The organism is Flagellimonas algarum, from assembly GCF_040513375.1.
Taxonomy (GTDB): domain Bacteria; phylum Bacteroidota; class Bacteroidia; order Flavobacteriales; family Flavobacteriaceae; genus Flagellimonas_B; species Flagellimonas_B algarum.
Map to the genome: position 1 here is coordinate 351,046 of NZ_JBEVTG010000003.1, position 12,609 is coordinate 363,654.

General features: G+C 47.8%; 13 protein-coding genes. 4 read left to right on the plus strand and 9 right to left on the minus strand.

Annotation, left to right across the window (positions count from 1 at the left end; genetic code table 11):
• Positions 1-21: 21 nt before the first annotated feature.
• The 9 genes from ABV409_RS15255 to ABV409_RS15295 all read right to left on the minus strand — a co-directional run bounded on the left by ABV409_RS15255 (position 22) and on the right by ABV409_RS15295 (position 8,718).
• Entirely contained in the window at positions 22-1,245 is a 1,224-nt protein-coding gene (locus ABV409_RS15255; RefSeq protein WP_353878488.1) for a hypothetical protein, read from the minus strand.
• Between the two features lie 82 nt (positions 1,246-1,327).
• Positions 1,328-2,104, minus strand: coding sequence for an outer membrane lipoprotein-sorting protein (locus ABV409_RS15260; RefSeq protein WP_353878489.1), 777 nt, complete (start codon positions 2,102-2,104; stop codon positions 1,328-1,330).
• 37 nt (positions 2,105-2,141) lie between these two features.
• On the minus strand, positions 2,142-4,505 hold the full coding sequence (locus ABV409_RS15265; RefSeq protein ID WP_353878490.1) for an efflux RND transporter permease subunit: 2,364 nt from the start codon (positions 4,503-4,505) through the stop codon (positions 2,142-2,144).
• 97 nt (positions 4,506-4,602) lie between these two features.
• On the minus strand, positions 4,603-5,163 hold the full coding sequence (locus ABV409_RS15270; RefSeq protein ID WP_353878491.1) for a TetR/AcrR family transcriptional regulator: 561 nt from the start codon (positions 5,161-5,163) through the stop codon (positions 4,603-4,605).
• Positions 5,164-5,250: 87 nt separating this feature from the next.
• Positions 5,251-5,754, minus strand: a complete 504-nt coding sequence (locus ABV409_RS15275; RefSeq protein WP_353878492.1) for an SRPBCC family protein — start codon at positions 5,752-5,754, stop codon at positions 5,251-5,253.
• A gap of 81 nt (positions 5,755-5,835) precedes the next feature.
• Positions 5,836-6,675: a helix-turn-helix domain-containing protein gene (locus tag ABV409_RS15280; protein ID WP_353878493.1), complete on the minus strand. Its 840-nt coding sequence runs from the start codon at positions 6,673-6,675 to the stop codon at positions 5,836-5,838.
• Positions 6,676-6,700: 25 nt separating this feature from the next.
• Positions 6,701-7,432: an alpha/beta hydrolase gene (locus tag ABV409_RS15285; RefSeq protein WP_353878494.1), complete on the minus strand. Its 732-nt coding sequence runs from the start codon at positions 7,430-7,432 to the stop codon at positions 6,701-6,703.
• A 67-nt stretch (positions 7,433-7,499) separates the two neighbouring features.
• Positions 7,500-8,030: an SRPBCC family protein gene (locus tag ABV409_RS15290; RefSeq protein ID WP_353878495.1), complete on the minus strand. Its 531-nt coding sequence runs from the start codon at positions 8,028-8,030 to the stop codon at positions 7,500-7,502.
• Positions 8,031-8,208: 178 nt separating this feature from the next.
• Entirely contained in the window at positions 8,209-8,718 is a 510-nt protein-coding gene (locus ABV409_RS15295; protein WP_353878496.1) for an SRPBCC family protein, read from the minus strand.
• 114 nt (positions 8,719-8,832) lie between these two features.
• Here ABV409_RS15295 and ABV409_RS15300 point away from each other — a divergent pair, with 114 nt between their 5' ends.
• The 4 genes from ABV409_RS15300 to ABV409_RS15315 all read left to right on the plus strand — a co-directional run bounded on the left by ABV409_RS15300 (position 8,833) and on the right by ABV409_RS15315 (position 12,601).
• On the plus strand, positions 8,833-9,711 hold the full coding sequence (locus ABV409_RS15300; RefSeq protein WP_353878497.1) for an RNA polymerase sigma factor: 879 nt from the start codon (positions 8,833-8,835) through the stop codon (positions 9,709-9,711).
• A 104-nt stretch (positions 9,712-9,815) separates the two neighbouring features.
• A complete protein-coding gene (locus tag ABV409_RS15305) occupies positions 9,816-10,403 on the plus strand; it encodes an SRPBCC family protein (RefSeq protein ID WP_353878498.1) in 588 nt (195 codons plus the stop codon).
• A 1-nt stretch (position 10,404) separates the two neighbouring features.
• Entirely contained in the window at positions 10,405-10,761 is a 357-nt protein-coding gene (locus ABV409_RS15310; protein WP_353878499.1) for a SnoaL-like domain-containing protein, read from the plus strand.
• A gap of 211 nt (positions 10,762-10,972) precedes the next feature.
• Complete coding sequence (locus ABV409_RS15315) at positions 10,973-12,601, plus strand: hypothetical protein (RefSeq protein ID WP_353878500.1); 1,629 nt, start codon at positions 10,973-10,975, stop codon at positions 12,599-12,601.
• The last annotated feature ends 8 nt before the right edge of the window (positions 12,602-12,609 follow it).

Consider the following 12,609-nt stretch of genomic DNA (forward strand, 5'->3'; position numbering starts at 1 on the left):
CATGGTTTCTTGTTTTTAAGGTTAAAAAAATCGGGAGATGGCAATACGTAGGAAGCTGTCTTGGCTAAAATTTCCCAAGATCAATTCGGAAGGATCGATATCGGAAAATATCCGGGCCTCGACCGCTACGGTCCAGTTCGAACCGAAACGGCGTGAAGCTTCCAAACTATACAGGGTACTGCTCGAATTCAAATCGGTCAATCCGCCCAACAATATGGAGGTATCCTGAACATCGTTGAACGCGATGCGGGTGCCGAAAAAGACATCATCCTGCAGGGCGTTCAGCGCAAGTTCATCGCGCCCGTCATAGAGGTATTCCCCAAGAATTCCGATATCCAAGCCATTTCCATCGATATTGCTGAAGGTATATTCCACGCCCGCTGCCAAGGCAAAAAAGTCTTGGGCATCGGCGTAACGGTAGATCGATTCCAACTTCCACAGAAAAGCGTTGTGGGTCAACTGTAGATCGATCCCCGTTTGATGGATGGTCGGATAAAAGGCATCGATGTCGCCCTCGGGGGTGAAGACAAAAAGCGGTTCGCGGCCATTGCCGTAAAAGTGGGATAGCCCGATATCGAAAGCTCCGACAAAATGCTTCCATCGCAAGGCAAGGTCTTGGCGCCATTGCTCGGCCCCACTTTCATACCCCAAATCGTCTTGGTTGACCACGGTACCGAAGCGTAGCCGCCCAGCCTCCCCGGCAAAAGTGCGTTTGCGATGAAAGGGCAGGTAAAAGAAATCGAAAGTACCCCAACTATCGGTGATCCAACTGAATTGGATCATGGGTTGCCCCAGTTTTTTTTCACCATCGAAGGTTTCGACCGCATCGGTCTGGTTGATGATATCGACCAAATGATTGCTCTCGATGACCCCCCAGAACACTTTTTTCAAACCAATGCTCAACTCCCAGTTGTTCTTGGCTTTTTGATAGTAGAGTTCCCGAATGTCCCAATGGGTCCGTTCGTCATCCCGGTCCAGACGGAAAAAGCCTTTGGCCTTGATGCTTTGATAACCCTTGTCCCATTCCAATGCATATTCAGGCAGAAAGGAGATGGAAGGGTAATGGTCCAACTGATCCGAAAAACGGGCGTCGTCATAGAAATAACGGTATTCACCACCGACCTCCAATTGAAATTCATGGGCAAAATCGGGGGAGGGCGTTTGTTCTTGTGACCAGACCGCGATGGTAATCAAGCCAAACAGGTGTAGATACACCCATCTGACCATAGGTTGATGTCGTTTCATGTTCAGGATGCTTTTCCAGTCAGGGAAGGGCAGGGAGCTGCACCCTGCCGCATTCCCTTCCTGGTAACCAACACATTATACCTTATCTCCCTGCCCGTTTCAAAGCGACCTGCGAGAAGTCTTCTTCGGTCAGCCCTTGATCGAAGTCGTAGTCACTGAATTCGAGAACCGTTTCCTTGTTGCTTTGGTGATTGACCATTTTCAATTGACCGGCCCGCCAGAATTTGTCTTTATACAGCTGATAATCCGAATAGGTCAAGGTCTTTAAAAGCGCATTCTTACGGTCATAGAACTCAATTTGTTCAAGGCGATAGCCCTTGTCTTTATTATAGGTCGCGATACGACGGGTATAACCTGATTTAGGATCTACGGGATCTTGCTCGACCCATAACATCGGTCCTTCTTGTTTCAGGAATTTGTAGCCGTATTTTTCCACTTCTTGGGAAGACAGATCTTCATAGGCGAACTCACTCCCTACGAAGGGGCCGGATTTGTTGTTGGACGAAATGCGTTTCACCCTGGCGATCGAAGGCAGGAACAACCATTGGTCGTCGCTACCGATTTTATGGGTAAAGGTCAAGGTGGCGGTGCCTTTCACGTCTTTCGGACTGTTGAATACGATAAGCGATTTATCGCCGTCTTCGGTCAATTCCAAGGTTTTGTTCTCCAAGTAACGTTCGGAGGTTTGCCCGTTTTTATTCTTCAGCGTCATTTTCAAGGCTACGGTCGAACTGCCGAAACCGAGATCGGCCTGTTCGGCGGCCTTGGCGATTTCCAAACCCCGTTGTTCGGCGGTCTGGGCGTTGATCAAGGCGAATCCGGCCAAAAAGGCCATGCTGGTTACGAATCTTTTTCTCATGATGTTTTTAATTTTTATGGATGTTGTGCTTTTGTCTTTATGCATTTTGGTTGCCGGCCGTGATCGCTTTTTTTCCTTCCCTACTGGTCAATAGCAGTAAAGCCGGTAAGAGGAGGAAATCGATGATCAGGGCCGACGAGATGATGATCAGGGTGATGCGGGCCATATAGCTGTTCAAGGCAAAAGGGGAGGTCGACAGCACGGCGAAACCGGCCATTAAAACCACGGTGGTAGTGACCAAAGCCCGGCCGACGGTCTCGAAAGCGTAGATAACGGCATCTTTGGCCGAATAGCCCAATTCGCGGCGTGCCCGAAGGAACTTGCTCATAAAGTGGACCGTATCGTCGACGATGATCCCCAACGTCATACCGAAAACAATGACCATACCCGTATTGATGGTTCCTTTATACAACCACCACAAACCGAAACCGACCAATACGGGGGCCACATTGGGGATGATACTCAAAACCCCGAGCTTTAGGTTCCGCAGGGCGAACATCAAAACCAAGGAAATCAACAACAAGGCCACGATATTGCCATTGAACATGCTATCGGCCTGACGGAAGCCCAATTTCGAAAACATCAAGGTCGGGCTCACCCCAATGGCATGCATGGGTTCGGGTGCATTGTCTTTCAACCACTGCTCTGCCCGTTCGGCAAAGGCGATCATCTCAACACTGGAATTGTTTTCCAAAGTCGCGGTCACGCGGGTTTCCGATTTGTCGACATTGATCTGGTTGTTCAGATCAAGTCCGAAAGGGAGCGAAAGCTCATAGAGCAAAAGGTATTGGGCAGCCTCTTCCCGTTGGGTCGGCACCTTGTAGTACTTTTGGTCATCACCATGCATGGATCGGTTGACCCTGCGGGCCACTTCGGTAAAGGCGTTGACGTGTACGACCTCGGGCTGTTCTTCCAACCATTCCTCGAATTCATTCAGTTTTTGAAGGTATTCCGGATTGTTGATACCCCCACTTTCGCCACTACCGACCGAAAATTCGACATTGTAGAAACCGGTCAGGTTTTCGTTTATGAAATCGCTGTCTTGGCGGAATTTCACCGTGGTGTCGAAGTATTCGACGAATTCGTCATTGAAGCGATTGAACGACCCGATATAAGCGAGTACCGCAATGATACCGATGGATACCACCGTAATGCCTTTGGGGCGGTCAATGACCCAGTAGCCCAAATTCGTGTACCAGCTGGTTTTCTTTTCGACCTGCTTGGTTTTTTTCTTCTTCCAATATGGGAAAATAGCGATTAGGGCCGGTAAGAGCGTGGTCGAGAAAATGAAAGCCATGGTCATACCGAAGGCCACGATGTTGCCCAGGTCCCAGAATGGCGGCACGTCACCGAAATTAAAAGTCAAGAATCCGATGACCGTGGTCAGACTGGTGATGAGCACGGGCATGAAATTGAGGCGCATGCTTTCGATCAGAGCCTCCTTTTTATCCAGACCATCGGTACGTGTTTTTTGCAAATAGGTAATCAAGATGTGGATGCTATCGGCCACTGCCAAGGTGAGGATCATGGTAGGAAAGACCGCCGAAGGTGGGGTGAGTTTGATCCCCAATAGACCGATAAAGCCCAAGGTCGCCATAAAAGAGAACAGAAAGACGAAAAGGGTCGACAGCATGGCGAAAAGGTTCCGGGTCAAGATCAGGGTCAGGATCATGACAATCAAGATCATCAACCCGACGCGGGCAAAGTCCTTTTCGGAATGCTCGAAAAAAGCGGTGTTCAAAGGCACCAAGCCGGTGGTATATACATCGAACTCCGGATGATCGTTCTGGAAGGCCGTTATCATGTCACGGGCCGCTGTGGTCACTTCTGGAATTTCGACCGCACTATCTTCGCCAGGGAGCCGTACCGTGACATTGATGGCGGTGACGCTTCCGTCCTTATTGATAAGACGGTTGATCAATAAAGGTTCGTGAAGGGCGATTTCCCGGATTTCAGCAATGTCCTCCGGTGTTTTCAAAGACGACTCGTACGAGAGATCATCCACGTAGAGATCGTCCCCTTCGGCGCGTGTATGCTGGTAATTCGTGATCGCATCGACCCGCGACGAGTATGGCGTATTCCAGGCTTGTGCGGTCAATTCTTCAATGGCCACAAGGTTCTTTTGGGTAAAGACGTTCTTGTTCTTCGGGGCCAATACGATGAGAATGTTGTCGTCTTTGGTGTATTTTTCCTGAAGGGCATCAAAAGCCTCCAACTCCGGGTTGCTTTTGGAAAAGAAGACGTGATAATCGCCATCGAATTGCATTTTTCCCTGTGAGCCCAAGCCGACGGCTAGGAGGAGACAACCCAGGAGTACGGGCCATTTGTAACGGATTACGAAAGTCGCCCATTTTTCGGCGAAGGTATTGCTGGCTTCCCCAGCTTTCTTAAGTGCATTCATTGTTGTTGTTTTAGGTGTATCGTAGTATTGACGTTTTGGTGCTAGTCCATTGGACAACAAAAAGTTGACCGGTCGTCTATTAATCGGATAAATTTTTTTAAACCATGCGTTTTACCATACGTAAAAAGTTATCGATCGGGTAACAGCTATCCATTTCCTTCATGCTGACCATGGCCCCTTTGCCGGCGTCCTCCATAAAATTCACCCAGTCCATCGCGGCAATGCTATCGTCCATCTCCCCATAGTTTTGGGCTTCTTCGACCACTTCGGCGATATAGCCTTTGACCAAACTGGTTTTCTTTTCGATGGCTACCCGTATCGCCTCGCTGTGTTCGCCCATTTCATTGGCCAGGTTACAGCCCATGCAGCCCATTTTGCAGTTGAACTCCTCTTTGAGCACATGGCCACGGAATTCGTAAAAGTCGATCAAACGCTGTTTTGGTCCGACGGTTTTGTTTTGCAGGATTTCGAGGGCAGGGGGGAAGGTTGTTTGAAAGTACATCTCAATTGCCTTGACCGCGAAATCTTCCTTGCTCTCGAAATAAAAGTAAAACGACCCTTTCGGAACCCCAGCGGCATCAACGATGTCTTTCACGCTGGTGGCGTTGTAGCCTTTGTTCCACAGCAACAACATTCCATGTTCGATCAAGGAATCCATCTTTGCACTATGTTTGGTCGCCTGCCACATGATTTGCGGATTGTGGATACAAAGATATAACATTTGACCGGTCGTCTAGTGTTTGGTTTATGCAATTTTTAACAACTTTTTCTTTCGATCGTGCAATTCGCCCCGTTCGACATAGATCTTGAGTTCCTCCAAGTTTTGACGTAGAATGGAACGCATCTTGCGTTGCATGGGCCGTTTCATCAGCACGCCCATGAACCCTTTCAACTGCATATTGACATCCATGGTCAATCGGGTATTGGAGGCTTCGCCGATATGGGTCCAGGTGTTGGTGGCCTTCTCGACCATACCTGGAAGTCCGGCAACGATCTGGTAGGTAAATTGAAACTGTTCAGGCCGGTAATCCACAATGCGTTCGGTGGTTTTTTCAAAACCCTTATAGCTCGGTTCGCACACCCGTTCGAGACATACGGCACCGAGTTCACTGGCACCGTTACCTTCGGAAAAGAGCACTCCGGCACTCCAATCACCGATCTTATCGAATTGCAGTGCGGTGACCTCCCAAAGCCGTTCTTTGGGCACACCGATCATGATCGATTCCCGAATCCGTACTGCTGTTGCCATACCTTTTGATTTATAAGACAAAGGTCGTTGGTCAGGCTGGGGAACTCTTGGTCGAAAGGGTCAAAGAATTGTCGAAAAGGGTCAGCTCCCTCTTTTGTATTCCGTGGGGGAGCAGCGGTATTTTTTGGAGAACGATTTCGAAAAGGTGCTGAGACTCCCAAAACCACATTCAAAACAGATATCGGTTATCCGTTTATCGGTATACCTTAGGAGTTCTGCCGCTTTTTCAAGCCGCTTGTTCACGATATAATGCGCCGGGGTATCCTCAAAGATTTCCTTGAACCGTCGTTTGAAGGTCGAGAGGCTCATATGGGTAAGTGCCGCATAATCCTTGATATCGAGTTCCTCGTACAGTTGGGCTTGGATGATCGCCTTGAAGTTCAAGGCCACAGGGTCAAAAAGGGAGTGAAGTAACTCCCGGATACCGGGGTAGTCGATCTGGTGCAGCAACAGAATCAGTTCTTTCAATTTCAAAACGATCAGATCGTCATTGATCAACTGCGGGTTTTCAAAATAAAACAGCAGCCCTTTGATGTATTCGTCAATGATCGTTTTCTGCGGGATTTTGGTGAAGATCTTGGTGTTGGCCTTTTTTGAGTTTCGCAGGAAATCGGGGGGATTCCTTTCATAGATGAATTGGAGCACCTCGGGGTTGACATGGATCGCGATGATTTCACATAGTCCGGTATCCTTGGCGGTTTTCCAATGGTTCACGAATGCCCCGCATTTCATCAAAACACTTTCTTTCGAACCAATGGGACTTTGTTCCATCCCCCCATATAAAATTCCCTCACCGGCCAAGGAATAGATAAAGCAGGCTTCCTGGTCGAAATTGGCTGCAGGTTTGAACGGTGGTCTGAAAATTACCTTTTCAAAGACCTTGGTCGTCTGAAGTTGATATGATTCGTATGCTAAGATCATTTTGGATAAAACTAAGCCATTCTTTTTAAGGATGCCCCACTCTGAAAAACCGGAAGAGGGTTTCCAGCTGTCCCGCCCAGTTTTCGAAATCGTGTCCCCCCTTCGTTTTCTCGAAATGCACACGGTACCCTTTACCCTCGAAAAGCCGCCGCAGGGGTTCAGCATAGGTTTCCGCATCATTGGTACCGGTCGAAATATAGATGTTCAAAGCGGTGTTCGTGCTAAAACTGATGGCAGCGCCCAGTTCGTTGCAGGGGTAGGTAACCGGTGAAAGCAATGCGTACTGCGTAAAGGCCTCCGATTTCGCAGCGAACCATGCGGCATTCAACCCCCCGAAGGAGATGCCGATCAATCCGCGTTGGGTAGGTTCGAGGGTCTTCCCAATGGTTTTTTCGACCCTAGGGAGGACTTCCTTTTCAAAAAAAGAAAGGTAGTCGGGATTGCAAAAGAAATACCGGTTTCGTTGATCAATGCCGTCCGTTTCATCGACGGTGCCCACAAAGACGTAGTAGGCGGCAGGGATCTTGCCCGCCCCGTGCAAGGCTTTCAAGCGTTCCAAATAGCCCGCGTCAAGCAGCTTAGCCCCATCGGTCAAGTAATACACCGAAGTTGCCGCAGTTACGTTCCCTATTGGTTCGATAACGACCGAGGTCGTCGTCTTCAAGAGCGGGCTTTCAATCGAGAAGCGCTGGGCATGTACCGAATGCCACGACAATGCGAGCAATAGTACCGTCAAAATCCTGAATGTGGGTCCCATACTTAAAGATATTGAAATGAAGAAAGCACCTTCTTTTGAAAGGTGCTCTTCGAATTAGCCGATCGGGTTACGATTTCGCATTGTGGAGTTCATACAATCGTGTGATCAATTGGGTCGAAACGGCATCCAAGAAGCCCATGAACTGCGCCTTGTCCATTTGGGGGTTTTCGACGAAGGTCCATCCGCCCGAACTCCAGACCACCATACATTTTTTGTACCCGAGATCCACTACTTTGAACGAGTTGACCATGTTTTTGGCCGGTACTCCGGCAACGGCATAGGAATAGAACCGTTTTTCGTCATCATAGGCCAAGATGGTTTCGGTAAAGGCCGGGTCGGCCGATTTGCGGGTTTGCCCTGGGGCCGAACAGCTGCGGGTCGCTCCTACGCCAACGGTGCCGGTGATCCAAGAATCGCCTACATAGTCGGGGGTGAGTTCTTCGACCTTATCCAATTTGCGCAAGCGTTCCCAAACTTCATCGGCTGAGGCATTGATGACTTGGGTCTTGGTCATGATCGCATCCGATTGTTGGGCCCTGCCCTGTGCGAATCCGGAGAAGATCAGCGCCATAACGATGAGGGTTTTTGTAGTTTTCATACTGCTTTTGATTTAACGATTAACGGATACAAAGTTCAGGAGAAACGCAACCGCTGACTTGATCCTAAAGTCCATTTCGTTGTTTTTGAGGGTCAAGGGGATTTGTCGCGGAAAAGGAACCACGACCCTAAATTGGGTCACGGTCCCTTAAACAACGCAACACACCTAAAAACGGTTTCTATTTCATGGCTCGTTTGCCGACATTGGCAATCATTTCTCCCGAAGCCTGAGTCAGGAAACCCTTGAATTGGGTTTCATCCATTTGCGGATTGGTTACGAACTTTTCGTAACTGCTCGTCCAGACCACCATACTTTTTTCGTAACCCAGATCGACGACCTTGAATTGGTTCACCATTCCCATTGCAGGTACCCCTTCGACCACAGCATAGGTATAGCTACGCCCGATATCATCGAACTCGATGATGGTTTCCTTAAATCGCCCCTGACCATCGGCAGAGGTACAAACACGACTACCACCTACACCTTTTGGGCCATTGAACTCTACCTTGGCAATGATGCTCGAAAGGACGTCGATATTGTCCAATTGCCGCAATTCACTCCAGACCTTATCCGCGGAGGTTTCAAAGATTTGCGTAATGGTCACGTCGGCGTTTGTTTTTTGTGCCGTGACATTCCAGGCCGTCATGCAAAACAGGAACAGGCCGAGACTTTGTGTAATTCGTTTCATTGTTTTTGTTTTTATTTTGTTTGGCACTTTGATTCGAAAATTCGGGCGCTGTGACAATTTTTATAAAAGGCGTCACAGCTTGGGGCAGATTGCATCCAAGTAAAAATCATACGTATGGAAAATCCATTTTTACAGGAGTATCAAAGCGATAAGACCGATCAGCAATTGGTTGTCGAAGCACAGGGTGGTGACAAAAAAGCCTTGGAGGAACTGGTTCTGAAACATCAACCGTTTATCTACAATATCGCCTGGAAATTCGTAAGGAACCCCTCTGATGCCCAAGACCTGACACAAGAAGCCATCATCAAGGTGTTGACCAAACTATCGACCTTCGAGAACAAAAGTACATTTCGAACCTGGTCGTATCGTATCGTTGTCAATCACTTTCTCATGGCCAAACGCAAACCCAATGAGTCGGTATTCAGCGATTTCGATACTATGGCCAAAAACCTCGAAATGACCCCGGATACCGTTTTGACCCCATTGGAGCAAGAAGAGAAAAAGGCCTATATCAAAGAAATGAACTACAGCTGTATGAGCGGTATGTTGTTATGTCTGACCCGAGAACAGCGTTTGGTCTATATTCTTGGTGAAATGTTCGATGCCGACCATACCATTGGATCGGAGATACTCGAATTATCGAAAGACAACTTCAGAAAACGGTTGAGCAGGGCCCGAAAGGATATCTATCACTTTATGAACAACAAGTGTGGACTGGTCAACAAGGCAAATCCCTGTCGTTGCCACAAGAAAGTGACTTTTGCGCTTGACAACAAAGTAATCGATAGCCGCAACTTGCTTTTCAATCGAAAGGAATACCTGAAGTTCAAAGAAGCCATCAAATATGATGCGAACGAAATGATGGATTTCATTGATGGAAAATATGCGGAACTCTACCGCGGTTTGCCCTATAAAAAAGAGTTCGACAAGCGCACATTTTTAGAAGACATCGTCAATGACGAACATGTCAAAAGCCTAATGAAGCTCAACTAGCACCCAACTCCGGTATCATGCCTTGTTTTCAAAGTCGTCACACCTTCCCGATTCCGGCTTCTAAGTAGAAAACAAAAACAATGAAATTAAAAATTTGTACAAGTATGGTAGTGTTATTTATGGGATGGACCACCCAAGCACAGCAGATGGACAAAAAGTTCCACACCCTCCATGTGTCCATGAAGATCAATGCTTCGGCCGATAGGGTTTGGGAAGCCATGGTGCTCGACTATGGGGAAATTTCGAATTTTTCGCCCTACATCTTCGCTTCGAATTACGAAAACGGATCGTTAAAAGGCGTCGAAGGTGCCGAACGCAAGTGTTTTTTCAACAAGAAAGGCTCTCGTTGGTCGCACGAACGGATCATGGCCATCGATGTGAAAAACAAAACAATGCACAACAGCATCATCGATGCTCAAAAATTCCCGCTTGACCTCGACAATTCGCAAGCTTTTTATCGGGTAAAGGACAATGGGGACGGTACCAGCACCGCCAGCTACGAATTCCAATTCCGAACGAAACCGGCTTTTATGGGGGGGCTTGCCAAGGGCAAATTCAAGAAAACGCTAGAAGGTACCTTGATCGGTTTGAAACACTATGTGGAAACCGGTGAAATCGTAAATGGGAGTAATGGAAAATTCAAAGAAATCAAGGGCAAGTATCCCAAAGCCACCGAAATCAAAACCAAGTAAAATGATGACGAATCAAGAAATTGCGAACAGACTGGTCGAATTACTGAACCATGGCCAATTCGAAACGGTTTATAACGAACTTTTCCACAGCAATGCTGAACATATCGAACCCCAATCCGAACAGTTTGCCCATCTTCAGGGGCTTGACGCGATCAAAGCGAAAGATGCGGCCATGTCGGCACATATCGCTTCGGTCGAAGGACCGGAAGTTGGCCAAGCCATCGTGGCCCGATCGCATATTGGGGTACCTTATAAAATGAAAGTCACCTTAAAGGATGGCAGCTTGATGGATCTTGACGAACTCATAGTTTATCATATCGAAAATGGAAAGATCATGGAAGAGCGTTTCTTTTATTGATAGTTATCTTTCTACTGCTTGAACGAGACCGCCGATGATAACTTCGGCGGTTTTTTTTATTCCCAAAAAACGTGTGATACCGAAATTAGGCATAAACCCAAATCGCACTTTGGTCAATCCGCTCCCTGTAACCCTCAATCCACCCTATGGCTCCTAAAAGGAAGCAACTACCTTTTAGGCTATGCGGGGATATCGCTTTCTTTTTTGGGTGATGATACCTTTCCTTTTCGCCCTCAACGGCATATACGCCCAGGATTTGGGGAAAATCGGGGATTCTTCAGGTGTAAAGGTCACCGGTGGTGCCGGTTTACGAACGATATTTTATGCGGCCGACGGAGGTGCAGACCGAAGGCAGCCCTTTACCTATGTGTTGTCGGGCAACGCCAATCTCAACCTTTATGAGCTCAATATTCCATTCAGTTTCACTTTTTCGAACCAACAATTCGGTCTAAGCCAACCATTTAATGAATTTGGGGCAAGTCCGACCTACAAATGGGCGACTGCCCATGTGGGGTATCGCAACATCAACCTTTCGCAATACACCCTTGCAGGACACCAAATGTTAGGTGGCGGGGTCGAATTGAATCCGGGTAAATTTCGATTGACCGCCATTTACGGTCGCCTGCAACGTGCGGTTACCGAAGATACCACCTTGTTGGCCTTGCGTAGACCCGCATTTGAACGTAAAGGTTACGGCATTAAAGTGGGCTACGGCAGTCCATCGAAATTCATTGACTTCGTCCTATTCAAAGCCGCCGATGATGAAAATTCCTTGGATGCTGAAGAAACTCCGGAAACGATCACCCCGGGTGAAAATGTCGTTTTCGGTGTCAACAGCCGAACCGCTTTTTTTAAGGACAAGCTGGCTTTCTTTTTCGACGGGGCGGTCAGTACCTGGGTACGGGATAAACGTTTGGAGGGCGAAGTGCTGGACTTGCCCGGTTATTTGAATTGGATCGATTCGTTTATCGGTCTCAACGAATCGGCACAGTATTATACCGCTTTCAAAAGCGGGTTACAGCTACGACTGAAAAACTTCGGACTACAAGGAATCGTGCAGCGCATTGATTCCGATTACCGATCCATGGGCATCTATTTCGTGAACAACGATGTGCTGGCCTATACCGTGGCCCCTTCCTTCTCCTTGTTCAAAGGAAGGTTGCGGGTAGATGGTGGGTTGACCCTCCAGCGAGACAACCTCAACAATAAGAAGGCTTTCACGAGTAAAAGGACCATCCCTAGGGCGTCCCTGTTTTTTAGACCGAGCCAGAAACTAAGCTTTATCGGCACCTATACTAATGTAACGACCTTGATGGAAGAAGGGGCTATTCCATTGGACAATGAATTCAAACAAGACCAGAACAACCCGATTTACACGTTTACAGCTACCTATGCCACGGCAACGACCACCAAGGCCCATCAGGTTTCCCTTTTTGCCAACCGAAGTGAATTGGTCGACAACAACCTTTTGACCAGCGCTTTTTCAGAATATGTGGGAAATACGGTCAATCTGAGTTACAATTTCAATCACCTGACGGCATATTACGGCTTGTTCGCTTCGCTCAATTATAATGATCTCGAAACCTTTAACGGCAAGTTGCCGGGTAAAGGGATTTCACTTGGATTCAACAAATCGTGGTTGGAAGGCAAACTTACTTTCAACTTATCCGGCAGCTATGCCGAACAGAACGATTTTGGAAGCCAAAGTGTGAATTTCGGCGGGGCATACCAGCTAGGAAAACACCAACTCAATATCACCGGCACTTATTTGAACACCCAAGTGATCGACGGCACGTTCAACGAGTTCACCGGCTTTATCAACTATGGAATTCGGTTTTAAAACAAACG

What these genes read in the sequence shown, in the direction of transcription:
- ABV409_RS15310 (WP_353878499.1), top strand. Translation starts at nt 10,405, where the DNA reads ATGATGACGAATCAAGAAATTGCGAACAGACTGGTCGAATTACTGAAC.
- ABV409_RS15265 (WP_353878490.1), bottom strand. Translation starts at nt 4,505, where the DNA reads ATGAATGCACTTAAGAAAGCTGGGGAAGCCAGCAATACCTTCGCCGAA.
- ABV409_RS15285 (WP_353878494.1), bottom strand. Translation starts at nt 7,432, where the DNA reads ATGGGACCCACATTCAGGATTTTGACGGTACTATTGCTCGCATTGTCG.
- ABV409_RS15295 (WP_353878496.1), bottom strand. Translation starts at nt 8,718, where the DNA reads ATGAAACGAATTACACAAAGTCTCGGCCTGTTCCTGTTTTGCATGACG.
- ABV409_RS15290 (WP_353878495.1), bottom strand. Translation starts at nt 8,030, where the DNA reads ATGAAAACTACAAAAACCCTCATCGTTATGGCGCTGATCTTCTCCGGA.
- ABV409_RS15315 (WP_353878500.1), top strand. Translation starts at nt 10,973, where the DNA reads ATGATACCTTTCCTTTTCGCCCTCAACGGCATATACGCCCAGGATTTG.
- ABV409_RS15260 (WP_353878489.1), bottom strand. Translation starts at nt 2,104, where the DNA reads ATGAGAAAAAGATTCGTAACCAGCATGGCCTTTTTGGCCGGATTCGCC.
- ABV409_RS15270 (WP_353878491.1), bottom strand. Translation starts at nt 5,163, where the DNA reads ATGGATTCCTTGATCGAACATGGAATGTTGTTGCTGTGGAACAAAGGC.
- ABV409_RS15255 (WP_353878488.1), bottom strand. Translation starts at nt 1,245, where the DNA reads ATGAAACGACATCAACCTATGGTCAGATGGGTGTATCTACACCTGTTT.
- ABV409_RS15280 (WP_353878493.1), bottom strand. Translation starts at nt 6,675, where the DNA reads ATGATCTTAGCATACGAATCATATCAACTTCAGACGACCAAGGTCTTT.
- ABV409_RS15305 (WP_353878498.1), top strand. Translation starts at nt 9,816, where the DNA reads ATGGTAGTGTTATTTATGGGATGGACCACCCAAGCACAGCAGATGGAC.
- ABV409_RS15300 (WP_353878497.1), top strand. Translation starts at nt 8,833, where the DNA reads ATGGAAAATCCATTTTTACAGGAGTATCAAAGCGATAAGACCGATCAG.
- ABV409_RS15275 (WP_353878492.1), bottom strand. Translation starts at nt 5,754, where the DNA reads ATGGCAACAGCAGTACGGATTCGGGAATCGATCATGATCGGTGTGCCC.